General features: G+C 63.4%; 24 protein-coding genes and 1 pseudogene. 19 read left to right on the forward strand and 6 right to left on the reverse strand.

The genetic code is table 11. The annotated features are described in order from the left end of the window. Nucleotides 1-104 precede the first annotated feature (104 nt). Together AC0L2K_RS02525 and AC0L2K_RS02530 are read right to left on the reverse strand one after the other, a co-directional pair. Complete coding sequence (locus AC0L2K_RS02525) at nt 105-599, reverse strand: hypothetical protein (RefSeq protein ID WP_473530524.1); 495 nt, start codon at nt 597-599, stop codon at nt 105-107. 126 nt (nt 600-725) lie between these two features. After that, nucleotides 726-1,109: a hypothetical protein gene (locus AC0L2K_RS02530; protein WP_023801509.1), complete on the reverse strand. Its 384-nt coding sequence runs from the start codon at nt 1,107-1,109 to the stop codon at nt 726-728. Between the two features lie 191 nt (nt 1,110-1,300). On the opposite strand from AC0L2K_RS02530, the gene ureC reads away from it, so the two are divergent. The 7 genes from ureC to AC0L2K_RS02565 all read left to right on the forward strand — a co-directional run bounded on the left by ureC (nt 1,301) and on the right by AC0L2K_RS02565 (nt 6,933). After that, a complete protein-coding gene (gene ureC / locus AC0L2K_RS02535; protein ID WP_473514448.1) occupies nt 1,301-3,013 on the forward strand; it encodes an urease subunit alpha in 1,713 nt (570 codons plus the stop codon). A gap of 105 nt (nt 3,014-3,118) precedes the next feature. Further along, nucleotides 3,119-3,607, forward strand: a complete 489-nt coding sequence (locus tag AC0L2K_RS02540; protein WP_473530525.1) for a DUF29 domain-containing protein — start codon at nt 3,119-3,121, stop codon at nt 3,605-3,607. 157 nt (nt 3,608-3,764) lie between these two features. After that, nucleotides 3,765-4,340 carry an urease accessory protein UreE gene (locus AC0L2K_RS02545; RefSeq protein ID WP_473530526.1) on the forward strand — a complete coding sequence of 192 codons (576 nt, stop codon included), beginning with the start codon at nt 3,765-3,767 and terminating at the stop codon, nt 4,338-4,340. Further along, complete coding sequence (locus AC0L2K_RS02550) at nt 4,333-5,004, forward strand: urease accessory protein UreF (protein WP_473530527.1); 672 nt, start codon at nt 4,333-4,335, stop codon at nt 5,002-5,004. The genes AC0L2K_RS02545 and AC0L2K_RS02550 overlap by 8 nt, the downstream gene beginning before the upstream one ends. Further along, complete coding sequence (locus AC0L2K_RS02555) at nt 5,001-5,441, forward strand: DUF3995 domain-containing protein (RefSeq protein WP_473530528.1); 441 nt, start codon at nt 5,001-5,003, stop codon at nt 5,439-5,441. The genes AC0L2K_RS02550 and AC0L2K_RS02555 overlap by 4 nt, the downstream gene beginning before the upstream one ends. Beyond that, nucleotides 5,438-6,079, forward strand: coding sequence for an urease accessory protein UreG (ureG, locus tag AC0L2K_RS02560; RefSeq protein WP_473530529.1), 642 nt, complete (start codon nt 5,438-5,440; stop codon nt 6,077-6,079). Before AC0L2K_RS02555 ends, ureG begins: the two co-directional genes overlap by 4 nt. An 86-nt stretch (nt 6,080-6,165) precedes the next feature. Next, nucleotides 6,166-6,933, forward strand: a complete 768-nt coding sequence (locus AC0L2K_RS02565) for a class II aldolase and adducin N-terminal domain-containing protein (protein WP_473530530.1) — start codon at nt 6,166-6,168, stop codon at nt 6,931-6,933. 41 nt (nt 6,934-6,974) lie between these two features. Here the strand turns inward: AC0L2K_RS02565 and AC0L2K_RS02570 are convergent, their stop codons facing one another. Continuing rightward, a complete protein-coding gene (locus tag AC0L2K_RS02570) occupies nt 6,975-7,607 on the reverse strand; it encodes an HAD family hydrolase (protein WP_473530531.1) in 633 nt (210 codons plus the stop codon). Between the two features lie 223 nt (nt 7,608-7,830). Between AC0L2K_RS02570 and AC0L2K_RS02575 the strand changes: the two genes are divergently transcribed. After that, on the forward strand, nt 7,831-8,787 hold the full coding sequence (locus AC0L2K_RS02575; protein ID WP_023801517.1) for a sugar-binding transcriptional regulator: 957 nt from the start codon (nt 7,831-7,833) through the stop codon (nt 8,785-8,787). A gap of 21 nt (nt 8,788-8,808) precedes the next feature. Here AC0L2K_RS02575 and AC0L2K_RS02580 read toward each other — a convergent pair whose 3' ends face one another. After that, nucleotides 8,809-8,994 (reverse strand): hypothetical protein, encoded by a 186-nt coding sequence (locus tag AC0L2K_RS02580; RefSeq protein WP_027152175.1) that lies wholly within the window; start codon nt 8,992-8,994, stop codon nt 8,809-8,811. Between the two features lie 214 nt (nt 8,995-9,208). On the opposite strand from AC0L2K_RS02580, the gene gcvA reads away from it, so the two are divergent. The 9 genes from gcvA (at nt 9,209) to AC0L2K_RS02625 (ending at nt 19,128) form a co-directional block, all read left to right on the forward strand. Continuing rightward, entirely contained in the window at nt 9,209-10,117 is a 909-nt protein-coding gene (gene gcvA, locus AC0L2K_RS02585) for a transcriptional regulator GcvA (protein WP_236393227.1), read from the forward strand. A gap of 189 nt (nt 10,118-10,306) precedes the next feature. Then, nucleotides 10,307-11,617 carry an ABC transporter substrate-binding protein gene (locus tag AC0L2K_RS02590; protein ID WP_027152174.1) on the forward strand — a complete coding sequence of 437 codons (1,311 nt, stop codon included), beginning with the start codon at nt 10,307-10,309 and terminating at the stop codon, nt 11,615-11,617. Between the two features lie 120 nt (nt 11,618-11,737). Continuing rightward, nucleotides 11,738-12,610 carry a carbohydrate ABC transporter permease gene (locus tag AC0L2K_RS02595; protein WP_023801520.1) on the forward strand — a complete coding sequence of 291 codons (873 nt, stop codon included), beginning with the start codon at nt 11,738-11,740 and terminating at the stop codon, nt 12,608-12,610. An 11-nt stretch (nt 12,611-12,621) separates the two neighbouring features. After that, complete coding sequence (locus AC0L2K_RS02600; protein ID WP_023801521.1) at nt 12,622-13,446, forward strand: carbohydrate ABC transporter permease; 825 nt, start codon at nt 12,622-12,624, stop codon at nt 13,444-13,446. Between the two features lie 50 nt (nt 13,447-13,496). Next, nucleotides 13,497-14,501, forward strand: a complete 1,005-nt coding sequence (locus AC0L2K_RS02605) for an ABC transporter ATP-binding protein (RefSeq protein ID WP_473530532.1) — start codon at nt 13,497-13,499, stop codon at nt 14,499-14,501. Next, a complete protein-coding gene (locus AC0L2K_RS02610) occupies nt 14,498-15,268 on the forward strand; it encodes an L-iditol 2-dehydrogenase (RefSeq protein ID WP_473530533.1) in 771 nt (256 codons plus the stop codon). Before AC0L2K_RS02605 ends, AC0L2K_RS02610 begins: the two co-directional genes overlap by 4 nt. Before the next feature lie 70 nt (nt 15,269-15,338). Beyond that, nucleotides 15,339-16,817: a mannitol dehydrogenase family protein gene (locus AC0L2K_RS02615; RefSeq protein WP_473530534.1), complete on the forward strand. Its 1,479-nt coding sequence runs from the start codon at nt 15,339-15,341 to the stop codon at nt 16,815-16,817. Between the two features lie 44 nt (nt 16,818-16,861). Next, nucleotides 16,862-17,545, forward strand: coding sequence for an HAD-IA family hydrolase (locus AC0L2K_RS02620; protein WP_473530535.1), 684 nt, complete (start codon nt 16,862-16,864; stop codon nt 17,543-17,545). Continuing rightward, entirely contained in the window at nt 17,542-19,128 is a 1,587-nt protein-coding gene (locus AC0L2K_RS02625; RefSeq protein ID WP_473530536.1) for an FGGY-family carbohydrate kinase, read from the forward strand. The genes AC0L2K_RS02620 and AC0L2K_RS02625 overlap by 4 nt, the downstream gene beginning before the upstream one ends. Nucleotides 19,129-19,153: 25 nt before the next feature. Here the strand turns inward: AC0L2K_RS02625 and AC0L2K_RS02630 are convergent, their stop codons facing one another. Beyond that, entirely contained in the window at nt 19,154-19,732 is a 579-nt protein-coding gene (locus AC0L2K_RS02630) for a histidine phosphatase family protein (RefSeq protein WP_287221301.1), read from the reverse strand. Between the two features lie 224 nt (nt 19,733-19,956). Further along, complete coding sequence (locus AC0L2K_RS02635; protein ID WP_473530537.1) at nt 19,957-20,661, reverse strand: DUF1194 domain-containing protein; 705 nt, start codon at nt 20,659-20,661, stop codon at nt 19,957-19,959. A gap of 464 nt (nt 20,662-21,125) precedes the next feature. Here AC0L2K_RS02635 and AC0L2K_RS02640 point away from each other — a divergent pair, with 464 nt between their 5' ends. Both AC0L2K_RS02640 and AC0L2K_RS02645 read left to right on the forward strand, forming a co-directional pair. Further along, nucleotides 21,126-22,652, forward strand: a complete 1,527-nt coding sequence (locus AC0L2K_RS02640; RefSeq protein ID WP_473530538.1) for an MATE family efflux transporter — start codon at nt 21,126-21,128, stop codon at nt 22,650-22,652. Next, nucleotides 22,571-23,569 (forward strand): annotated as a pseudogene (locus tag AC0L2K_RS02645) (Tm-1-like ATP-binding domain-containing protein); the annotation flags it as partial. The gene AC0L2K_RS02640 and the pseudogene AC0L2K_RS02645, both read left to right, overlap by 82 nt. Between the last annotated feature and the right edge of the window lie 3 nt (nt 23,570-23,572).

Consider the following 23,572-nt stretch of genomic DNA (forward strand, 5'->3'; position numbering starts at 1 on the left):
CTGGTCGCGTTGTGCGATCCCCTGGTCGCGTTGTGCGATCCCCTGGGCGCGCTGTGAGATCCCCTGGTCGCGTTGTGCGATCCAGAGCGTCGAGCGGTTTCGGCTCAGCTGGGCGGCTTGGCCGCCGCGTAGATGACGACCTTGCCAGGATCGTCGAATTCGACGGCGAGAACGTCTTCGGTCTGCACGCGTCGAGAGTCGATGGCGTTGAACAGCAATGCGTTCGCCTCGATCTCGTCGCGCAGTTCCGCAATGTCGTCCTGATGCTGCTCGACCTTGCTTTCGATCGCCGGCGGCAGCCCGCCTTCCGTGCGCGCGGCGTCGGTAAGGAACACGATATCGACCTTGTCGAGCTTGGATGTCTTGCGCACCGCGCCGATGTTTTCACGCGTCCGGTCGATCGCGGTAGTGACTTTGCCGGCCTCGACAGCCGTGTTGGTCTCTTCCTGGCCGACCTCCGAGCCGATGATCTTGTTCTGGGTCTCAGGGCCTTCAAGGCCCTGCGCATTCAGCCCGGCCTGGGGAGTGCTCGCCGCAAGAAACGCAGTTGCGGCAAGCATATGCAGCCATCTGCTGTCGGGGAAGGTGGTGATCGCCATCGCTCGCTCTCAGAGCCGCTTTCGAGGCTCGCTTCTAGGCCAAAAAGTCGAAACGTATTCCGCCCTGCGAAGGTTCCCTCCCCGATGCGGCAGGCCGGCCTCGTGCCGGCCCGCCACGGCGCGTCGTCAGCTCGCCTTCTTGGTGATCAAGGTCAGCGAGCCGTTGGCGTCCATGCTGGCGGCGATCACTTGCGCCGAGGTGAGTCCCTTGGCTTCGAGTGCGGATTTGACCTGGGGGGTCGCGTCGATCGAGCTGCGCAATTTCTGCAGGCCGTCCTCGCCGCGCTTGGCGATCACTTCGTTGACCTTGGTCTGCGTTTCCTTGGGCAGTTCCTCGATGTCGACGACGTTGACGGTCTGGATCGCCGGTGCTTGCGGCTGAGCGCCGGGTGCTGCGGGAGCGGGCGAAGCCGGCGGCTCGGCAGGCTGCGGCGCAGGCTGTTGCTGGGCGCTGGCAGCGGTCGCGAGCAGCAGGGTGGCGGCGGCTGCGAGAGAGATCGTTTTGCGCATAAAACTTCCTTTCCATCGATTGGCAAACGGTCGTTTTGGGGTGACCCTGCCACCTCAAACGTTAAATGGGATCGGAAGGTGTCGCCCAGCAGGTCATTACGTGACCATAGGATGGCGACAATGTGGGGCCGGGCTTCGCCCGGCTGTGTCTTGGGTCCGCATTTGCGGCCGTATTTCGGGAGCAATTGCTGATGGCTAGAATCACCCGGGCCGCCTATGCGCAGATGTACGGCCCGACCGTCGGCGACAAGGTGCGGCTCGCCGATACCGAGCTGTTCATCGAGGTCGAGAAGGATTTTACGCTGCATGGCGAAGAGGTGAAATTCGGCGGCGGCAAGGTCATCCGCGACGGCATGGGCCAGAGCCAGGTGTCCCGCGCCCAGGGCGCGGTCGACACCGTCATCACCAATGCGCTGGTCGTCGATGCCTCAGGCGGCATCTTCAAGGCCGATATCGGCCTGAGCGACGGCCGCATTGCCGCGATCGGCAAGGCCGGCAATCCCGACATGCAAGACGGCGTCACCATCATCATAGGTCCCGGCACCGAGATCATCGCCGGCGAGGGCAAGATCCTCACCGCCGGCGGCTTCGACGCGCATATCCATTTCATCTGCCCGCAGCAGATCGAGGAAGCGCTGATGTCCGGCATCACCACCATGCTCGGCGGCGGCACCGGACCGGCGCATGGCACGCTGGCGACCACCTGCACGCCTGGGCCGTGGCATCTGGCGCGCATGATCCAGTCCTTCGACGCCTTCCCGATGAACATCGGCCTGTCGGGCAAGGGCAACGCGTCGTTGCCGGCCGCGCTTGAAGAAATGGTGCTGGGCGGTGCCTGCTCGCTTAAGTTGCATGAGGACTGGGGCACGACGCCGGCGGCAATCGACTGCTGCCTGTCGGTTGCCGACAACTATGACGTGCAGGTGATGATCCACACCGACACGCTCAACGAATCCGGCTTTGTCGAGAACACGGTGGCGGCGATCAAGGGCCGCACCATCCACGCCTTCCACACCGAAGGCGCCGGCGGCGGCCATGCGCCCGACATCATCAAGGTTTGCGGCCTGCCCAATGTCATCCCGTCGTCGACCAATCCGACCCGGCCCTACACCGTCAACACGCTGGCCGAGCATCTCGACATGCTGATGGTCTGCCATCATCTGTCGCCGTCGATCCCCGAAGACATCGCCTTTGCCGAAAGCCGCATCCGCAAGGAGACCATCGCCGCCGAAGACATTTTGCACGACATCGGCGCCTTCTCGATCATCTCGTCGGACAGCCAGGCCATGGGCCGCGTCGGCGAAGTGGCGATCCGCACCTGGCAGACCGCCGACAAGATGAAGCGCCAGCGCGGTTCGCTGCCGCAGGAGACCGGCGACAACGACAATTTCCGCGTCCGCCGCTACATCGCCAAATACACGATCAACCCGGCCATCGCGCACGGCCTGTCGAACGAGATCGGCTCGGTGGCGGTCGGCAAGCGCGCCGACCTGGTGCTGTGGAACCCGGCCTTCTTCGGCGTCAAGCCGGACATGGTGCTGGTCGGCGGCATGATCGCCGCCGCCCCGATGGGCGATCCCAACGCCTCGATCCCGACGCCGCAGCCGATGCACTACCGGCCGATGTTCGGCGCCTATGGCAAGGCGATGACCAATTCGTCGGTGACCTTTGTCTCGAAAGCCGCGCTCGATGCCGGCCTGCGCGGCCGGCTCGGCGTCGACAAGCAGATGGTCGCCGTCGACAACACCCGCGGCGGCATCGGCAAGCACTCGATGGTGCTCAACGACGCCACCCCGCATGTCGAGGTCGACCCCGAAACCTACGAGGTGCGCGCCGACGGCGAATTGCTCACTTGCGAACCGGCCACGGTGCTGCCGATGGCGCAGAGATACTTTTTGTTTTGATCCCTACAAACGCCCTGTTGGCGGGGCGTCAAATTCGGTGCTCAGTTGTTAAAGCTCTGACGTGCCGTTTTGCGATTGTCTCGAAATTGCGGCATGATGGGCCTCATGAACAGGATTGATCGTCTCAGGGCCCTCACTCCCTACGAAGCGGACTACGTCCAGTGGTGCGCCGAACAAGGCGCGTTGTTGCGCGAAGGTCGTTTCTCCGACCTCGATCGCGAGAATCTTGCCGAGGAGATCGAGAGCTTGGGGAGACGTGACAAACGAGAGATTCGCAGTCGGATGGAGGTGCTGCTTGCACATCTCCTGAAATGGGAATTCCAACCCGGCCATCGAAGTCATAGTTGGCAGTCGTCAATTTCCGAACAGCGCATCTGGATCGGAAACATCATCAAGGACAGCCCGAGTCTTCGCCGATATCCCGCTCAGATTTTCGAGGAGGCATATAAAGACGCTTTGCTTGTCGCGGTCAGGGAAACGGGTCTCAGGAAATCCCACTTTCCAGGCGAACCTCCATTCACATCCAAGCAGGCGCTCGATGAACGATTTTGGCCGGGAAACCCGCTATCGATGGGCGATTTCCTGCGGGATTAGCTGGCTTCTTCGGCGACCGTCGCTTTCACATCGCCTTTGTCGCCGCCGCCCTGGTCTACCAGATATCGTTCATCCTGCGGCTCTTCGACACGATCGTTTGAGCACCATTGGGGCGACGGACGCGATAGGCTACGCTTGTTGGGAGAGGCAGTTTCACATGAAGCTCGACATCCGCACCGATTTCACCAAATTCCCGCGTGCCGTCTCGGTTCTGAGCGCCGGCGAGGCAGGAGCGGTCGCGCCCTACGATCGTGCGGTGCTTGCCCATGACGAGCGGCATCTGCGCCGCCGCGCCATAGAAACGGCCCGTAGCGATAGAGTGCTGGTCGACCTGCCCGAACCGGTGGCCTTGAACGATGGCGACCGCCTGGTGCTGGAGGATGGCCGCCACATCGAGATCATTGCGGCCGAGGAACCGCTCTACGATATCCGTGCCAGCGGCCCTGTCCATCTGGCCGAGCTTGCCTGGCATATCGGCAACCGCCACCTGGCTGCCGCCATCGAGGCTAACCGCATCCTCATCCTGCGCGATCATGTCATCAAGGCGATGCTGGAAAGGCTGGGTGCGACCGTGAGCGACGTTTCCGAACCGTTCGCACCGGTGCGTGGCGCCTATTCCGGGCACAGTCACGGTCATGCCCATGCCGAGGCGCATGCGCACAGCCATGCCGCGTCGCATTCCCATACGCACAGCGAGTCGCATTCCCACAGCCATTCGCACGACCATGACTGACCAGCCTTCCAATGTCGCTTTGTTGCGGCTGATGGCGTGGCTGTCGCCTGCCTTCCCGGTCGGCGGTTTTTCCTACAGCCATGGTCTCGAACAAGCCGTGCATGCCGGCCTGGTCGCCGACAGCAAAGACCTCGCCGCGTGGCTGGAGACGCTGGTCGAGATGGGCTCGGGCTGGAACGATGCCGTGCTGTTTGCCGAAAGCTGGCGGCGCGCCCGCCAAGCCGGCGATCTCGCCGAAATCGCAGCCCTCGCCGAGGCCTTGGCCGGCTCGCGCGAGCGCCACAGCGAGACCATGCTGCAGGGCCCCGCCTTCCTGAAGGCGGCATCGGCCTGGCCGTGTCAGGTGCTCGACCGTCTGCCGGCCGAGTGCGCCTATTGCGTCGCCGTCGGTGCAACTGCCGGTGGCAACGCCATTGCCCTGCACGATGCACTGTCGGCTTTCCTGCACAGCTTCTTTTCCAACCTCGTCCAAGCCGCGATCCGGCTCGGCGTCGTCGGCCAGACCGGCGCCACGGCGCTGCTCGCCGGCTTCGAGCCGCTGGCCTTGGAAACTGCCGCTCGCGCCGCCGGCTCGACGCTGAATGATCTCGGCGGCTGCGCGTTTGTCTCGGATGTCATGGCGATGAAGCACGAAACGCAATATTCGCGGCTGTTCCGCTCATGATCGTCCTCGCCTTCGCGCTCTCCTTCGTCTTGCTGCTGATCACCACCCTGCATGTCTATTGGGGCATTGGCGGCATCTGGCCGGGCAGGGACGCTGCCTCCTGCGCCCGCGCGGTGGTCGGCTTTCGCGGCGTCGACGAAATGCCGGCGCCCTTCGCCAGCTTCGCCGTCGCCGCCTGCCTCGGCCTGGCGACACTGTGGCCGCTGGCGCTCGAAGGCGTGTTTGCCACGCCCTTTCCTAAGGCCGGGCTTGCCGCGACAGCGCTGCTCATCGCGCTGGTCTTCCTGGGGCGCGGCATTGCCGGCTTCACGCCGTGGTGGCGCCGGCTGGCGCCCGAACAGCCTTTCGCGCGGCTCGATGTCAGCTATTATTCGCCGCTCTGCCTGGTTGTAGGGCTCGGCTTTGCAGTGCAAGCCATCATGGAGTTCCCTGGATGACACAAGCCAATGGTCCCCTTCGCGTCGGCATCGGCGGTCCCGTCGGCTCCGGCAAGACGACGCTCACCGAAAAGCTCTGCAAGGCGCTGCGCGACGAGTTCTCCATCGCCGTGGTCACCAATGACATCTATACCAAGGAAGACGCCATGATGCTGGCCCGGCTGCAGGCGCTGCCCGAGGATCGCATCATCGGCGTCGAGACCGGCGGCTGCCCGCACACCGCCATCCGCGAGGACGCCTCGATCAATCTTCAGGCGATCGCCGAGATGACCAGAAAATTCTCGGATCTCGACATCGTCTTTATCGAATCGGGCGGCGACAACCTTGCCGCCACGTTTTCCCCGGACCTCGCCGATCTGACGCTCTACGTCATCTCGGTCTGTCAAGGCGAAGAAATCCCGCGCAAGGGTGGGCCGGCGATCACCCGGTCCGATTTCCTGGTCATCAACAAGAGCGATCTCGCCCCCTATGTGAACGTCAATCTCGACGTCATGGAGAGCGATGCCGCCCGTATGCGCGGCAAGCGGCCGTTCGGATTTACCGACCTGTCGCGCGGCAAGGGCCTGCAGCAGGTGATCGATTTTATCGTCGAGCATGGCGGGCTGCGCATCGACGCCGCCAGTAGCACTGCGGCGTAAGCCGAAGCGCTCGCCTGCACCAAACGAAACCGGTTGCGCGCATCTGCGACGCGCGGCATCCTTGCTTCTTTCACGGAGGTCTTTCGATGAGCATCGCCCGCCTGCAGAAAGAAATGCTGACCAACCTGCCCTTCTACGAGGAGCGCGTCGATCTGGCTTGCGCCTTCCGCTGGACGGCGCGGCTCAACATGCATGAAGCGGTGGCCAATCATTTCTCGCTGGCCGTCAACGATGACGGCTCGCAATTCCTGATGAATCCCAACCAGGTGCATTTCTCGCGCATCAAGGCGAGCGACCTGCTGCTGATCGACGCCAACGATCCCGATACGCTCTCCGGCCCGAATGCGCCCGACCCGACGGCGTGGGGGCTGCATGGCGCAATCCATCGCAATGTGCGTCACGCGCGCTGCGTCATGCATGTGCACTCGATCCACGCCACGGTGCTCGCTTCGCTGGCCGACTCGACGCTGCCGCCGATCGACCAGAACGCGGCGATCTTCTTCAACCGCCACGTCGTCGACAGCCATTATGGCGGGCTCGCCTTCGAGGAAGAAGGCGAACGCTGCTCGCAGCTGCTCACCGATCCGAAGGTCAAGGTGATGGTCATGGGCAACCATGGCGTGCTGGTCATCGGCGATACCGTCGCCGACACCTTCAACCGCATGTTCTATTTCGAACGCGCCGCCGAGACCTACATCAAGGCGCTGTGGACCGGCCGTCCGCTACGGGTCCTGTCGGACGAAATCGCCGAGAAGGCAGCAGCGGAGCAGGAAGATTATCCCGGCCAGGCCGAGCGGCACCTTTCCGAATTGAAGGCGATCCTCGACGAGCAGGAGCCGGTCTACCGGAACTGATGCCTCCTTCTCCCCGTCACTATACGGGGAGAAGGACCCTCTTAAAGCCCGAGTTCTGCCCGCAATTCGTCGGCGCTGCTGATGACGATCGCGCCGGGCGGCCCTGCCATGGGCGCTTCCGGCCAGAAGATCGTCTTCATCCCCGCCGCCAGCCCGGCCGTGGAGCCGGTCACGCTGTCCTCGACGGCCACGGCATCGGCCGGATCGACACCGGCCAGCCATGCGGCGCGCAAAAAAGGTTCGGCATGCGGCTTGCCTTCGCGCACGTCGTTGCGGCTGATCGTCTTCATGCCGGGATAGAAAAGACCGACCATGCGCAGATTGGCGTCGACGACCAGCCGGTCGGAATTGGACACCACCGTTTGCGCCACGCCAAGCGCGCGCAATTCGTTGTAGATCTCGATGGCGCCGGGGCGCGGCTTCAGCGTCTCGGCCATTGGCAGATAGTGGTCGTATTTGCGCACGATCCAGTCGTCGAAGGGCAGGTCGAGGCCGAACTCGTCGCGCAGCATCTCGTAGACTGGCCATGCGGCGATGCCGAGCACGCGCTCATGCAGGTTGGCCGGCGCCGCGATGCCGACGCTGTGCAGCGCCGCTATCAGCGCCGCCTCGTGCAACGGCTCGCTGTCGACCAGCGTGCCGTCCATGTCCCAGAAAACCGCTTTCGGCGTCATGCAAGGCTCCTTTGCCCGAATCCTTTAAAGGGTTTGCCTCGGGAGATAAACCGCCGCGCCTGGCTGCACCAACATTGCGGGCTATAATCATCCTCTCGGAACACTGCAGGCACCCCGGGAGCTTACCTAAGCAATTGCCCTGTCTGCAGGCAATTGCTTACAAACGCATTCCCGGGTAAAACCAAGGCGCTCCCGCTCGGTGCTGGGGCAGGGAGGCAGCAAGTTGAATTCCCGGCAGGACAGCGGCAGCAACAGGCTGGACGACGCGGCGCGCGCCGGCTGGCTCTATTATGTCGCCGGCAACACGCAGGACCAGATCGCCTCGACGCTCGGCATCTCACGGCAGACGGCGCAGCGGCTGGTGTCGCTGGCGGTTTCGGAAGGGCTGATCAAGGTGCGTGTCGACCACCCGATCGCCAATTGCCTCGACCTCGCGGCCCGGCTGAAATCGCGCTTCGCCCTCGATCTGGTCGAGGTGGTTCCAAGCGATCCCGCTTCCTCCTCCACCATCGGCGTCGCCGTGGCGGCGGCCGCCGAGATCGAGAAACGGCTGCGCTCGCCGACGCCGATCGTCATGGCGATCGGCACCGGCCGCACGCTGAAGGCGGCAATCGAGCAGCTGCCGCCGATGGAATGCCCGCAGCACAAGGTGGTGTCGCTGACCGGCAACATCTCGCCCGACGGTTCGGCCGCCTTCTACAACGTCATCTTCACCATGGCCGACAGGGTCAAGGCTCGCTCCTTCCCGATGCCGCTGCCGGTCATCGCCTCCTCGCCACAGGAGCGCGAGATGCTGCTCAGCCAACCGATGATCCAACCGACGCTGGCGCTTGCCGCGGAAGCCGACGTCACCTTCGTCGGCATCGGCGATCTCGGCCCCAAGGCGCCGCTTTACGAGGACGGCTTCATTTCGGAGAGTGAATTGAAAGCGCTGCAAAAGGCCGGCGGCGTCGCCGAGATCGTCGGCTGGGTGTTCGATCGCGAAGGCCGCATGATCGAGGGCATCACCAATGACAGGGTGTCGTCGGCATCGTTGCCGTCGCGCGAAAAATCGCTGGTGATCGCGCTCGCCATGGGCGAGCGGAAGCTGCCGGGCATCCTTGCGGCTGTCAATCGGCGGCTGGTCAACGGCCTCATCACCGACGAGCGGACCGCCGCCGCCTTGCTGGCCGCCAGCTGATTTGCGATAAATCCAGCAGAGCTATTTGCGACGGCCGTAAGGATCGTTGCCGTCGAGAAAACCCATGTCGCGCTGCAGATGCGGCGGTAATTCCCTGATGTCGAGATAAGCCCGTTTCCTGGCTCCGTGCCGCGCCAATCCCCGCGCCAGCCGCAAAAACCAGCCTTGGCCCGGCGTCAGAAATAGCTTTTCCTGTACAATGGTCATGATCGTCAGCCTTTGTTATGTCTGGCGCATGACCCCGAAAATCGATATCGATTTTCGGAAAGGATCATGCGCAAAATCAAAAGGGCTACAGCGTCCTTTGCGCGTCCAAAAGGACGCGCGGCGCTGTAGACGAGAGTGATCGTCGACCTCAAATATCGGCCGGATCGGCCCTTGCTGCCAATCAAACGTCAATCACGGCCCATAAGGAGGACTTATGCCTGAACTCAAGTCACGGCAGGTCTCACAACTCCCTCCGCTTCAGGCGATCCGGGTGTTCGAGGCGGTGGCGCGGCATCTTTCCTTCACCAAGGCCGCCGGCGAGCTTGGCATGACGCAGGCGGCGGCGAGCTATCAGATCAAGCTTCTGGAAGAGCGCGTCGGTGCGCCTTTGTTCCTGCGCCGGCCAAGGCAGATCGTGCTGACCGAGGCGGGGCAACGCCTGGCGCCTGCGGTCAGCGAGGCGTTCGCCTTGTTGGGTGGAGCCTATGCCGCCGCGCGTAGCGGCGCCGACGGAGTACTTTGTGTCTCGACGCTGCTGACCTTTGCCTCGAACTGGCTGGCGCAGCATCTCGGTTCGTTCCAGGTCGCGCATCCGTCGCTGGCGGTGCGTCTCGATACATCGAACCGCCTCGTCGACTTCGCCCGCGAGGACATCGACATCGCCATCCGTTCGGGCGGCGGAAACTGGCCGGGCGTGGAGGTGCACAAGCTTTTCAATGCGGACTTCACGCCGATGCTGAGCCCGAAACTCGCGGCGACCATCGGCGGGGTGAAGGAGCCGGCCGATCTGTTGCGCCTGCCGATCCTCGACCCCGGCGACATCTGGTGGCGGGACTGGTTTATCGCCGCCGGCCTGCCGGTCGAGGAACTGGCCAAGCGCCCCGGCTCCAGCATGGGGGCGCAGGCCTATGAGGCCAACGCCGCGATCGCCGGGCAGGGCGTGGCGATCGTAACGGCCGCTCTTTTCAAGGCCGAGCTTGCCGATGGCCGCCTGATCCAGCCTTTCGATCTGGTCGGCGACGACGGCCACGCCTATTGGCTGGTCTATCCCCAGGCGCGGCGCAACGTGCCGAAGATCCGCGCTTTTCGCGAATGGATCCTGGCTGAGATTGCCGGCCAATAGTCGATAATCCACCCGGTCAAGCGGCACCGACATCCGGCCTGTTCGCGCGCAAAAATCCTCCGGAGCAAGATCCGCACGAGGCTGCGTGCTGCGCTGCAGCAACGAATCCGGCTTGACATAAATCATGCGAGGTGAGTAATTGCTCACAGCCAAAGCAAATGCTCAGCTTGGTCCATGGGAGGAATTTTGATGAAACTTCGCACGCTCACCCTGGGTCTGTTGTCGGCCAGCACCCTCGCGTTCGCCGCGCATGCCGAATCCATCACCATCGCCACCGTCAACAATGGCGATATGGTCCGCATGCAGACGCTGACCGACGATTTCACCGCCAAGAACCCCGATATCCAGCTGCAGTGGGTCACGCTCGAGGAGAACGTGCTGCGCGAGCGCGTCACCACCGACATCGCCACCAAGGGCGGCCAGTACGACGTGATGACCATCGGCACTTACGAAGTTCCGATCTGGGCCAAGCAGAGCTGGCTGCTGCCGCTCGACAAGCTCGGCGACGACTATGACGTCAAGGACATCATCCCGGCCATTGCCGGTGGCCTGTCGGTCGATGGCACGCTTTATGCAGCACCGTTCTATGGCGAAAGCTCGTTCGTCATGTACCGCAAGGACCTGATGGAGAAGGCCGGGCTGACCATGCCCGACGCGCCGACCTGGGACTTCGTCAAGCAGGCCGCCGAGAAGATGACCGATCGCGCCAATGGCGTGAACGGCGTCTGCCTGCGCGGCAAGGCCGGCTGGGGCGAGAACATGGCCTTCCTGACCGCCATGTCGAACTCCTTCGGCGCACGCTGGTTCGATGAGAACTGGAAGCCGCAGTTCGACCAGCCCGAGTGGAAGAACACGCTGCAGTTCTATGTCGACCTGATGAAGGCCAATGGCCCGGAGGGCGCATCTTCGAACGGCTTCAACGAAAATCTGGCGCTGTTCCAGCAGGGCAAGTGCGGCATGTGGATAGACGCCACCGTCGCTGCCTCCTTCGTCTCCGACCCGAAGAACTCCACGGTCGCCGACAAGGTCGGTTATGCGCTGGCGCCCGACAATGGCCTGGGCAAGCGCGGCAACTGGCTGTGGGCGTGGTCGCTGGCCATTCCCGCCGGCACGCAAAAGGCTGACGCCGCCCAAAAATTCGTATCCTGGGCAACCAGCAAGGCCTATCTCGAGCTCGTCGCATCGAAGGAAGGCTGGGCCAATGTTCCGCCGGGAACGCGCACCTCGCTCTACGCCAACCCCGAGTACCAGAAGGCGGCGCCGTTCGCCAAGATGACGCTGGACTCGATCAACGCCGCCGATCCGACGCATCCGACCGTCAAGCCGGTGCCCTATGTCGGTGTCCAGTTCGTTGCCATCCCCGAGTTTCAGGGCCTTGGCACCACCGTCGGCCAGCTGTTTTCGGCGGCACTCGCCGGCCAGACCAGCGTCGACGACGCTCTGAAGCAGGCCCAGGACGCCGCCACCGCGACGATGACCGAGGGCGGTTATATCCAGTAGGCTCCTCCCGGTGCCGAAAGCCGGTTGCCCATCTTAACCGGCAGGGGCCGCCCGAATCCCAGTTCGGGCGGCCACCTTCACAACACTGAAAATTTGGCTGACCTTTGAAGGGTGACCGTCATGGCTACTCAGCAGACCCGTTCGCTTGCCCGCTTCATGATGGCGCCATCCGTGGTGCTGCTGTTCGTCTGGATGATCGTGCCGCTGGCATTCACCCTGTGGTTCTCCTTCCAGCAGTACAATCCGCTCAACCCGATCCGCGACGGCTTCGTCGGCTTCTCGAATTACGCGCTTTTCTATTCCAATCCGGCATTCCTGCAGTCGATCCTCAACACGCTTATCCTCGTGGCCAGCGTGCTTTTGATCACGGTGATCGGCGGCATCCTGCTGGCGCTGCTGATCGATCAGCCGATGTGGGGACAGGGCATCGTCCGCATCCTCGTCATCTCGCCGTTCTTCGTCATGCCGCCAGTCGCCGCGCTGGTTTGGAAGAACATGATCATGCATCCGCAATACGGCGTCTTTGCCGACATTGCGCGTTTCTTCGGCGGGCAGCCGATCGACTGGTTTGGCCAATATCCGATGCTGGCGATCATCATCATCGTCGCCTGGCAATGGCTGCCGTTTGCGACATTGATCCTGTTGACGTCCCTGCAGTCACTCGACGGCGAGCAGAAGGAAGCCGCCGAGATGGACGGCGCCGGTTTTGTCAGCCGCTTCATCTATCTGACGCTGCCGCATATGTCGCGCGCCATCACCGTCGTCATCCTGATCCAGACGATCTTCCTTCTGTCGGTCTATGCCGAGATCCTCGTCACCACCAATGGCGGCCCGGGTTACGCCTCCACCAACCTGCCCTTCCTCGTCTACCAGAAGGCGTTGCTGGAGTTCAAAATCGGCCAGGCCTCCGCCGGCGGAATCATTGCCGTCATTTTAGCCAACATCGTCGCCTTCTTCGCCATGCGCGCGGTCGGCAAGAACCTGGACAGATAAGGGAGGAAACGATGGCACGTGCAGTCAGCACCCAGCACAAGACGATCGCGACCGCGGCCGCCTGGATCGTCGCCCTGCTGATCTTCTTCCCGATCCTCTATACGATCATCACCTCGTTCAAGTCGGAGCAGGAGGCCATCCAGGGCTTCAACCTGTTTCCGTCGGGAACCACGGAGAGCTACACCGCGGTCGAGGCGCAGAGCGGCTACTTCAAGTTCTTCCTCAACTCGGTGTTCCTGTCGGTCGGCTCGACCATCCTGGCTTTGCTCGTCGCCATACCGGCGGCCTGGTCGATGGCGTTCTCGCCGGGCAAGTGGACCAAGGACATCCTGATGTGGATGCTTTCCACCAAGATGATGCCGGCGGTCGCCGTGCTGTTCCCGATCTACCTGATCTTCCGCGATACCGGATTGCTCGACAGCCGCATCGGCCTGATGATCATGCTGATGCTGATCAACCTGCCGATCGTGGTGTGGATGCTCTATACCTATTTTCGCGAGATTCCCGGCGAGATCCTGGAAGCGGCGCGCATGGACGGCGCATCGCTCTGGAACGAGATCGTCTATGTGCTGACGCCGATGGCGGTGCCGGGCATCGCCTCGACGATGCTGCTCAACATCATCCTGGCATGGAACGAGGCGTTCTGGACGATCCGGCTGACCACCACCGAGGCCGCCCCTCTCACCGCCTTCATCAGTTCCTTCTCAAGCCCGCAAGGCCTGTTCTGGGCCAAGCTGTCGGCGGCCTCGACACTGGCGATCGCACCGATCCTGATCATGGGCTGGTTCAGCCAGAAGCAGCTGGTGCGCGGCCTGACCTTTGGCGCCGTGAAGTAACACCGCCGCAAGCGATGAACGACGGACAATAACCCCTCGGGGAGGAAACCATGGGAAACATCACGCTCAAGCACGTCTCCAAGTCGTTCGGGTCGACGATCATCATTCCGGGCATCGACCTGGTCATCGAAAACGGCGAGTTCGTCGTCTTCGTCGGCCCGTCGGGCTGCGGCAAGTCCACGCTGCTGCGGCTGATCGCCGGGCTGGAGGACACCACCGCCGGCACCATCAACATCGACGGCCGCGACGTCACCGGCGAGGCGCCGGCCAAGCGCAAGCTGGCCATGGTGTTCCAGTCCTATGCGCTCTACCCGCACATGACCGTGGCCAAGAACATTGCCTTCCCGCTGAAGATGGCGGGCGAGGACCAAGCCACCATCGATCGGAAGGTCAAGGACGCGGCGCGCATCCTGAACCTCACCAACTATCTCGATCGCCGTCCCGGCCAGCTCTCCGGCGGTCAGCGCCAGCGCGTCGCCATCGGCCGCGCCATCGTGCGCCAGCCATCGGCTTTCCTGTTCGACGAACCCTTGTCCAATCTCGATGCAGCACTGCGCGGCACCATGCGGCTGGAGATCAGCGAACTGCATCATCAGCTCAAGACGACGATGATCTACGTCACCCACGACCAGGTCGAGGCGATGACCATGGCCGACAAGATCGTCGTGCTCAATGCCGGCAACATCGAGCAGGTCGGCTCGCCGATGGAGCTCTACAAGACGCCGAAGAACCTGTTCGTCGCCGGCTTCATCGGTTCGCCCAGGATGAACCTGATCGAAGGCGCGCCGGCGGCCAAACATGGCGCCAAGACCGTCGGCATCCGTCCAGAGCATATGAACATCTCGAGGACTTCAGGCGAATGGAAAGCCACGGTCGGTGTTGCCGAGCATCTCGGCTCCGACACGTTTCTGCACGTTCAGGCCGACGGTGTCGGGCCGCTGACGGTGCGCGCCGACGGCGAATTGGCCGCCCATCACGGCGACACGATCTATCTGACGCCGGACCAGACCAAGCTGCACCGCTTCGGCGCCGACGGAAAGGCGATGTTGCAATGAGGCTCGAGGGTAAATCGGCGCTGATCACCGGATCGGCGCGCGGCATCGGCCGGGCGTTCGCCGAAGCCTATGTTCGCGAGGGCGCCACCGTCGCCATCGGCGACATCAACCTCGAAGCCGCGGAAAAGGCCGCTTCGGAGATCGGTGGCAAGGCTTACGCCGTGAAACTGGACGTCACCGATCTCGCTTCGATCGAGGCGGCGGTCAAAGCGGTCGAGACAAGGGCCGGCGGCCTGGACATCCTGGTCAATAACGCCGCTTTGTTCGACCTGGCGCCGATCGTCGAGATCAGCAAGGCGAGCTACGACAGGCTGTTTTCTGTCAATGTCGCCGGCACGCTGTTCATGCTGCAGGCAGCCGCCCGCTCGATGATCGCGGCTGGCCGGGGCGGCAAGATCATCAACATGGCGAGCCAGGCCGGCCGCCGCGGCGAGGCGCTGGTTGCCGTCTATTGCGCCACCAAGGCAGCCGTCATCTCGCTCACCCAGTCGGCCGGCCTCGATTTGATCAAGCACCGCATCAACGTCAACGCCATCGCGCCCGGCGTCGTCGACGGCGAGCACTGGGACCATGTCGATGCCCTGTTCGCCAAACACGAAAACCGGCCGAAGGGCGAAAAGAAGCGGCTGGTCGGCGAGGCCGTGCCCTATGGCCGCATGGGCACGGCGCAAGACCTCACCGGCATGGCGGTGTTCCTGGCCAGCGACGACGCCGAATACATCGTCGCCCAGACCTACAATGTCGATGGCGGCCAGTGGATGAGTTGAGGGGGCGAAGGCGCTCTTCTCCCCGTCTCCTCCACGGGGGGAAGAGCCGTCCCGCTAAAGGGTAAAGCAGATGACCGTGAAACTCTCTTCTTCCATCCTCGCCAAGCTTCCGCCTGAGGTCGCCGGCCCAAAATATGATCGCGCGGCGCTCAAAGCCGGCATCGTGCATTTCGGCGTCGGCAACTTCCATCGCTCGCATCAGGCCGTCTATCTCGACGACCTGTTCAATGCGGGCGTCGGCCACGACTGGGCAATTGTCGGCGCCGGCGTTTTTGAGGGCGAAAAGGTCGGCCGCGGCAAGTTGCAGGAACAGGACTGGCTGACCACCGTGGTCGAGCAGGATTCTGGCCACATGAGCGCCCGCGTCACCGGTGTTATGATCGACTTCCTGATGCCGGGCGACGCGGTCGCGATCATAGAGCGGCTTGCCGACCCGGCGATAAGGATCGTTTCGCTGACTATAACCGAGGGCGGCTATTTCATCGATCCGGCGTCCGGCGTGTTCAACCCGACCCATCCCGACATCGTCGCCGATGCTGAGCCGGGAGCAATGCCGAAGACCGTGTTCGGCATCATTCTTGCCGGGCTGTTGCGCCGCCGCGACGACGGCATCGTGCCCTTCACAATCATGTCCTGCGACAACATCCCCCACAACGGCCATGTCACCGCCGATGGCGTCATCGGGCTCGCGCGGCTGATCGACGAGAAACTGGCGACCTGGGTGAGCGAGAACGTCGCCTTTCCCAACGGCATGGTCGACCGCATCACGCCGGCCACCACCGACCGCGAGCGCGGCATTCTGTCGAGCGAGTTCGGGCTCGACGACAATTGGCCGGTATTTTGCGAGCCGTTCAGGCAATGGGTGCTGGAGGACCATTTCACCGACGGCCGCCCGCCGCTGGAAAAGGTCGGCGTGCAGTTCGTCAGCGATGTCGCACCCTACGAGCTGATGAAGATCCGCATCCTCAATGGCGGCCATGCGACCATCGCCTATCCGGCCGGGCTGATGGACATCCATTTCGTCGACGAGGCGATGCAGGAGCCGCTGGTGCGCGGTTTTCTCGAAAAACTGGAGCACGACGAGATCATCCCGACGGTGCCGCCGGTGCCGGGTACCGTGCTGGAGGATTATTACCAGCTCATCGAGCACCGCTTCTCCAATCCGAAGATCGGCGACACCATTCGCAGGCTTTGCCTCGACGGCTCCAACCGGCAGCCGAAATTCATCATCCCGACCATCGCCGACCGGCTGAAGGCCGGCAAGGGCGTCGCCGGCCTGGCGCTGGGATCGGCGCTCTGGTGCCGCTACTGCTTCGGCACCACTGATTCAGGCGCGGTCATCGAACCCAATGATCCAAGCTGGGACCGGCTGCAGACGACAGCCAGGGCGGCGAAGGATGCGCCTGCCGCCTGGCTGGCCATGGAGGACATCTATGGCGAGGTCGGCCGCTCGGCGCCGTTTGTCGAGGCCTTTGCCAAGGCGCTCAAGGCGCTCTGGGCCGATGGCGCGCGTGCGACGCTGACGCGCTATCTCGCCGGCAATCTCTAAGATCGGCTCAATGCCGATGAAGCCCTGCCGATGAAGGCCCTTCAATGACGCCTGACCTGGTCATTTTCGACTGCGACGGCGTGCTGGTCGACAGCGAGGCGCTGTCCGTTTCGGCGCTGCTTAGCATGATCACGCTTGCCGGCGGCAGTGTCAGCGAGGATGCCGCCTATGAGCATTTCCTCGGCAAGAGCATGAAAAGCGTTCGCGAAATCCTCGGTCGCGACTTCGGACTTGATATCACTGACCAGCACCTGAGCGCGATGCGCGTCGGGCTGATGCGCAAGTTTCGCGACGAGCTGAAGCCGATCCCCGGCATCGGCCAGGTTTTGCCGAGGCTTACCGCGCCATGCTGCGTTGCTTCCTCCGGCACGCTGGACCGCATCCGCTATGCGCTCGACGTCACCGGGCTGCTCGGGCTGCTCGAGCCGCATCTGTTCAGCGCCGCCATGGTGGCGCGGGGCAAGCCGGCGCCGGACCTTTTTCTCCACGCCGCCGCCAACATGGGAGCGATCCCGCAAAATTGCGTCGTCGTCGAGGACAGCCCCGTCGGCGTCGCGGCGGCACGGGCGGCGGGAATGCGTGTCCTGGCCTTCACCGGCGGCTCGCATGCCGGCAACCCGGCACTGAAAGCGCGGCTTGCGTCGAGTGAACCGGACTTTATATTCGCTGACATGCTGCAACTGCCCGATCTGATTGCAGGCCTGGGAGCGAGAGTAAGAACATCTTGACGAACAGTTTCGTTTGCGCGGTCGATGTCGGCACCGGGAGCGCCCGTGCGGGCATTCTCGACACCAGAGGCACCTTGCTCGGCCGCGCCGAGCATCCGATCGTCATGAACCGGCCGAAGGCCGACCACGCCGAGCACGATTCGCAGGATATCTGGTCGGCGGTCTGCATAGCGGTGCGCGCGGCCAATGAAAAAGCCGGCGTGGCAGCGCAGGATATCGTCGGCATCTCCTTCGACGCCACCTGCTCGCTGGTGGTGCGGGGCAAGGATGGTGGCCAGCTCAGCGTGTCGGTGTCAGCCGAAAGGCGCTGGGACACCATCGTCTGGCTCGATCACCGCGCCATTGCCGAGGCCGATGAATGCACCGAAAGCGGCCACGCCGTGCTCGACTATATCGGCGGCGTCATGTCGCCGGAAATGGAGACGCCGAAGCTGATGTGGCTGAAGCGCAACCTGCCCGCAACATGGAACGAAGCCGGCTATCTATTCGACCTCGCCGACTTTCTCAGTTGGAAGGCAACCGGTTCGCTCGCCCGCTCGCAATGCACGCTGACCGCCAAATGGACCTATCTGGCGCATGAAGAGACCGGCTGGCGGCACGACTTCTTCAAAGCCGTCGGGCTCGGCGATCTTTTCGAGCACGGCAATCTGCCTGACAAGGCCAGCCCGGTGGGCGCCGATATCGGCCGGCTGAGCAAGCAAGCCGCGGCCGAGCTTGGCCTGAGCGAACAATGCCGGGTCGGCGCTGGCGTCATCGATGCCTATGCCGGCGCGCTCGGCGTGCTCGGCGGCTTCGCCGGCGATGAAACCAACATCGGCCGGCATCTGGCGCTGATCGCCGGCACTTCGAGCTGCGTCATGGCAATGTCGCCCGACCCGCAACCCTTTGCCGGGGTCTGGGGCCCGTATTATGGCGCGGCCCTTCCCCGGCTTTGGCTGTCGGAAGGCGGCCAATCGGCCACCGGCGCGCTGCTCGATCACATCATCCGCTGGCACGGCGCCGGCGGCGAGCCGGACGCCGCCATGCACGCCAGGATTGCCCGGCGCGTTGTCGAGTTGCGCGCCATAGAGGGCGAAAATCTGGCCGGAAGGCTGCATGTGCTGCCGGATTTCCATGGCAACCGCTCGCCGCTCGCCGACCCGCATGCCGTCGGCGTCATCAGCGGTCTGACGCTGGATTCCTCCTTCGACAGCATGTGCAAGCTGTATTGGCGCACCGCCGTCAGCATTGCGCTGGGCGTGCGCCATGTGCTGGAAGCGCTGAACGAGAACGGCTATCTGATCGACACGCTGCATGTCACCGGCGGTCACACCAAAAACCCGCTGCTGATGGAGCTTTATGCCGACGCTACCGGCTGCACGGTGGTCGAGCCGCTGGCCGATGAGGCGGTGCTGCTCGGCACCGGCATGATCGCCGCCACCGCCGCCGGACTTTTTCCCGATTTGAACGCCGCCTGCGTCGCCATGCAGCAAGGCGGCAAGACGCGAGAGCCCAATTCGCCGGCCGCCGGCCGGTTCGACCGCGACTACCGGGTGTTTTTGGAGATGCACCGACAGCGGCAGGCGCTGGATGCGATCAGGTAGTCTCGAATGGCCTGCAATGCGTCTGCTATCTCTGATTCCATCGCCGGATAATTGGCTCGCCAAGGTCGTGCTCATAACCGAGCACGCTTGTGCTGGCGGTATCCAGCACGAACAAGGCGCCATCTTGCGGCGGCAGGCCGAGCCAGCGCGCCGTCAGCACCCGCAGGAAATGCGAGCTTGAGAACACCAGGACATTGCCGTTGACGTCGCGCAATTCATTGACGATCCGATCCGCCCTCGCGCCGACATCCTCTGCCGCCTCGCCGTCAGGGCAGCCATCGCGAAACAGACGCCAGCCGGGGCGTTCGATGAGGATCTGCTTCGTGGTCAGTCCCTCGTAGGCGCCGTAATCCCATTCCGCCAGATCGGCCTTCTTCACGCCGGCCGAACCGAAGCCGGCCAGTGTACAAGTCTTGAAGGCGCGCTGCGACGGGCTCGACCAGACAGCCTGGAACGAAAGCCCCTGCAACCGCTCGGCGACCCGCCCGGCGGCCGCCTCGCCGGCTGGCGTCAACGGTATGTCGGTCAGGCCGGTGTGCTTTCCCGACGCGCTCCATTCCGTCTCGCCATGCCGAACCAGATGGATTTCGGGAAACGCGCTCATCCGCATGCCCTTTCGAGACACTGGGTATACAGCCTGCCCGGCTAGAAACCGCCTGAAGAGCAGACCTCATCGACTTCTACACTTCTACAGTCGCTGCTTCCGACGGTATTGCAAGCGGCGCGACCGGATCTCACGAGGGTCGGCGACGATCATCGCAACTTTTCGAAATGCGCCGGCGGAGGCGGATGATCCAGAGATATCCAGAGAAGAGACAGCGGGATCTGCTACCGGGTCGTGCGATCATTGTTTGGAGTAGCGCTGCTGATCTCCAGAACGAGCTTTCTGCGAATGGCGACCGAATAGTCGGCGGGTGAAGCGGGAGCGATGACGAATGATCCTGCCCCGCCGATGACATTCTCCCTGAAGTAGCCGGGAAGGTCGGTGGTGATGCCAGGCTCGGTTCGCTCCACTGCGATTGCGTTGATGATGTAACCCTTGGCAACCGCTCGCCGGCGGCTTTCCGTCACCGGCAACCCGTCATTGTTGGTTCCATTCGAGGAGACACTGATAATGTTCTTTCTTGCAGTTCCCGGAAACCCGTCGAGCAATTGGCCGCTTACGTCGATCGCGAAGGAAAGAGACGTTCTTCCGCGAGAGCTGCGCCCTTGACCCGTGTCGCCCGCCCTGTCGATGGTTGAGGCCGCAGCTGCAGCTTGCCCACTGTCGCATATTGTCGTCCACGGCAGCACCGTCTGGAGGCGTCCAACGCTCGACCATTGGATGTAAGTGATGGCAATACATCCGACCAGGCCGCCGGCGATGGCGTACGCCACCTCTTTGGAACGGAGTGCGTCGACATGCCCCTGTCGCTGCAGGGTCGCATGTTCGATGTTTATTGAGGCGGACTTGTCGACCGCAAAGACGATCGCCGCATCGACATCGTTTGCCCAGGCCTTCGCGCCAGGGAAGGGTACAATGGCGGCAAGCAAGCAAACGCCGGAAACGAGGCTGCGGAGGCTCCGCAGCGTTGCATGAGACATAGGGCGTTTCCTCGTTCCCCGCTTAAGGCGCGTCGCGTTTGAACCGATTCATGCGACGCGCTTGAAGTCTTTGTTTTTGTGCATGCTGTTGTTCCAAAACCGCCGCACACCTTTGGGTCAAGCCCAGGGGCACGCTTTTGGGCGATATGCACTAGCCGCGAAATTCTAGATGAACCCGACATTCTCGCTTCTCCAGGCAAGCACCGTCATCGTCCATTTGAATGACAGGGCACAGCGCCGTACGCCTTGCTGGCTCAACGCTTCCCCTAAGCCAGCCCCCTTGCCATAGCTGCCCATTTCGTGGACAAGCCGTGCAGATAATGCGGAATCCGGGCCGATCACGGCCATTTTCCGCGCTGAGACGCGGCTTCCGGCCCTTTTTGCCGACGCGCCGCAATCGGATAGGCGAAATAATGTCTGCGATCGAAGCCGGCGCGCGCGCGCCGGAAAATCTTTGGCGTCGGGAAATCAAGGCGACGCTGGCGCTCGCCTGGCCGATGGTGCTCACCAATCTCGGCCAGACCGCGATGACCGCCACCGATGTCATGATGATGGGGCGGCTGGGTCCGGACACGCTGGCCAGCGGCGCGCTCGGCGCCAACCTCTATTTCATGCCGCTGATCTTCGGGCTCGGCCTGATGTTGGCGACCTCGCCGATGATCGCCACGGAACTCGGCCGCCGTCGCCACTCGGTGCGCGATCTGCGCCGCACCGTGCGGCAGGGCCTGTGGCTGGCAATCCTCATCTCAATCCCGATCTGGATATTTCTCTGGTACGGCGAGGCCGTGTTGCTGGCGATGGGCCAGGAACCGGCGCTGGCGTATCAGGCCGGCATCTACCTGCGCTGGCTCGAATGGGCGGTGCTGCCGTTCTATGGCTATATCGTCCTGCGCTCGTTCATCTCGGCGCTGGAGCGGCCGGGTTGGGCGCTGGTCATCGTCTTCGTTGCCGTCGCCTGCAATGTGTTCTTCAACTGGGTGTTCATGTTCGGCAATCTCGGCGCTCCTTCGATGGGCATCGCCGGCTCCGGCCTCGCCACCACGCTGTCCAGCATGCTGATGTTCGCCGGCATGGCGGCGGTGGTGACGCTTGAGCCGAAGTTTCGCCGCTACCAACTGTTCGGGCGGTTCTGGCGGGCCGACTGGCCGCGCTTCAAGGGCCTGCTGCGGCTCGGCCTGCCGATCGCCGGCCTGCTTGCCTTCGAGGTGACGATCTTCAACGCGGCGGCCCTCCTCATGGGGCTGATCGACGCCGCCTCGCTCGCGGCGCATGCCATCGCCATCCAGATCGCTTCGATCAGCTTCATGGTGCCGCTTGGCCTCAACCAGGCGGCGACGGTGCGCGTCGGGCTCGCCCATGGCGCCGGCAATCCGGAAGGGGTTTCCCGTGCCGGCTGGACCGCTTTTGTCATCGGCGTCTCATTCATGGCGCTGATGGGGCTGGTGATGATCCTGTGGCCGCAATTGCTGATCAGCGCCTTCATCGATCTTGCCGACCCGGCCAATGCCACTGTGATCGGGCTTGCCGTGTCGTTCCTGGCCTTTGCCGCGCTGTTCCAGATTTTCGATGGCGCCCAGGCCGTGGCCGCCGGCATGCTGCGCGGCCTGCACGACACCCAGGTGCCGATGATCTATGCCGCGATCGGCTATTGGGGCATCGGCCTGCCGCTCGGCGTGCTGCTCGCCTTCCATTCCGGGCTCGACGGCGTCGGCATCTGGATCGGTCTATCGTTGGGGCTGGCGGTGGTGGCGGCGCTGCTCCTGGCGCGCTGGCTGCGGCGCGCTAGGATAGCGCCCCCCCGCTGCGTTTGGGGTTGTTGTAAGCGGCGTAGTGACGAAGCAGGGCGGGGGGGGGGGCCCACGACCGCGGCACCGCGGTCGCGGCAATGGCCATCGCCTTCACCCGGTTTGTCCAATCGCACACCGATATTTCAGGTGTGATCGGTATCGGCGGCGGTGGCGGCACTTCGATCATCACATCCGGCATGCGCGCGCTGCCGCTCGGCCTGCCCAAGATCATGGTCTCGACGCTCGCCTCGGGCGACACCGCGCCTTATGTCGATGTCTCCGACATCGTCATGATGCCGTCGGTGACCGACATGGCCGGCTTGAACCGGCTGTCTCGCGTCGTGCTGCACAACGCCGCCCAGGCGATAGCAGCCATGTCTGCAAAACCGGCGCCGCCGCCCGACGGCAAACCGTCGATCGGGCTCACCATGTTCGGCGTCACCACGCCGTGCGTGACTTCGATCGCCGACGAGCTTCGTTCGAGCTATGACTGCATGGTCTTCCACGCCACCGGCACCGGCGGCCGCACCATGGAGAAGCTGGCCGACAGCGGCTTGCTGTCCGGCGTCATCGACATCACGACGACAGAAGTCTGCGACCTCCTGTTCGGCGGCGTTCTGCCGGCAACCGAAGACCGTTTCGGCGCGATCGCCCGCACGAAGTCGCCCTATGTCGGCTCGGTCGGCGCGCTCGATATGGTGAATTTCTGGGCGCCGCCGACCATTCCGGAACGCTATAGCGGACGGCTGTTTTACGAGCACAATCCGAACGTGACGCTAATGCGTACGACGCCTGACGAAAGCCGCAGGATCGGCGAATGGATCGGTGCAAGACTAAGCCTTTGCGAGGGACCGGTCCGGTTCCTCATTCCCGAAAAGGGCGTTTCGGCGCTCGACATCGAAGGCGGCGCCTTCTTCGACCCCGAGGCCGATGCAGCACTCTTCGAGGCCATCGAGCGCACGATCCTGCCGGATAACACGCGTCGCGTGATCCGCTTGCCGCTGCACATCAACGATCCCGAATTCGCCAAGGCTGCGGTTGCGGCTTTTCTCGACATCGCCAGACAGTGAGAG

The organism is Mesorhizobium sp. WSM4817, from assembly GCF_055811135.1.

Coding starts and splice junctions, on each gene's coding strand:
- AC0L2K_RS02610 (WP_473530533.1), top strand. CDS start 14,498: ATGAGGCTCGAGGGTAAATCGGCGCTGATCACCGGATCGGCGCGCGGC.
- AC0L2K_RS02630 (WP_287221301.1), bottom strand. CDS start 19,732: ATGAGCGCGTTTCCCGAAATCCATCTGGTTCGGCATGGCGAGACGGAA.
- ureC (WP_473514448.1), top strand. CDS start 1,301: ATGGCTAGAATCACCCGGGCCGCCTATGCGCAGATGTACGGCCCGACC.
- AC0L2K_RS02640 (WP_473530538.1), top strand. CDS start 21,126: ATGTCTGCGATCGAAGCCGGCGCGCGCGCGCCGGAAAATCTTTGGCGT.
- AC0L2K_RS02525 (WP_473530524.1), bottom strand. CDS start 599: ATGGCGATCACCACCTTCCCCGACAGCAGATGGCTGCATATGCTTGCC.
- gcvA (WP_236393227.1), top strand. CDS start 9,209: ATGCCTGAACTCAAGTCACGGCAGGTCTCACAACTCCCTCCGCTTCAG.
- AC0L2K_RS02620 (WP_473530535.1), top strand. CDS start 16,862: ATGACGCCTGACCTGGTCATTTTCGACTGCGACGGCGTGCTGGTCGAC.
- AC0L2K_RS02555 (WP_473530528.1), top strand. CDS start 5,001: ATGATCGTCCTCGCCTTCGCGCTCTCCTTCGTCTTGCTGCTGATCACC.
- AC0L2K_RS02580 (WP_027152175.1), bottom strand. CDS start 8,994: ATGACCATTGTACAGGAAAAGCTATTTCTGACGCCGGGCCAAGGCTGG.
- AC0L2K_RS02590 (WP_027152174.1), top strand. CDS start 10,307: ATGAAACTTCGCACGCTCACCCTGGGTCTGTTGTCGGCCAGCACCCTC.
- AC0L2K_RS02570 (WP_473530531.1), bottom strand. CDS start 7,607: ATGACGCCGAAAGCGGTTTTCTGGGACATGGACGGCACGCTGGTCGAC.
- AC0L2K_RS02550 (WP_473530527.1), top strand. CDS start 4,333: ATGACTGACCAGCCTTCCAATGTCGCTTTGTTGCGGCTGATGGCGTGG.
- AC0L2K_RS02540 (WP_473530525.1), top strand. CDS start 3,119: ATGAACAGGATTGATCGTCTCAGGGCCCTCACTCCCTACGAAGCGGAC.
- AC0L2K_RS02605 (WP_473530532.1), top strand. CDS start 13,497: ATGGGAAACATCACGCTCAAGCACGTCTCCAAGTCGTTCGGGTCGACG.
- AC0L2K_RS02545 (WP_473530526.1), top strand. CDS start 3,765: ATGAAGCTCGACATCCGCACCGATTTCACCAAATTCCCGCGTGCCGTC.
- ureG (WP_473530529.1), top strand. CDS start 5,438: ATGACACAAGCCAATGGTCCCCTTCGCGTCGGCATCGGCGGTCCCGTC.
- AC0L2K_RS02615 (WP_473530534.1), top strand. CDS start 15,339: ATGACCGTGAAACTCTCTTCTTCCATCCTCGCCAAGCTTCCGCCTGAG.
- AC0L2K_RS02595 (WP_023801520.1), top strand. CDS start 11,738: ATGGCTACTCAGCAGACCCGTTCGCTTGCCCGCTTCATGATGGCGCCA.
- AC0L2K_RS02565 (WP_473530530.1), top strand. CDS start 6,166: ATGAGCATCGCCCGCCTGCAGAAAGAAATGCTGACCAACCTGCCCTTC.
- AC0L2K_RS02530 (WP_023801509.1), bottom strand. CDS start 1,109: ATGCGCAAAACGATCTCTCTCGCAGCCGCCGCCACCCTGCTGCTCGCG.
- AC0L2K_RS02600 (WP_023801521.1), top strand. CDS start 12,622: ATGGCACGTGCAGTCAGCACCCAGCACAAGACGATCGCGACCGCGGCC.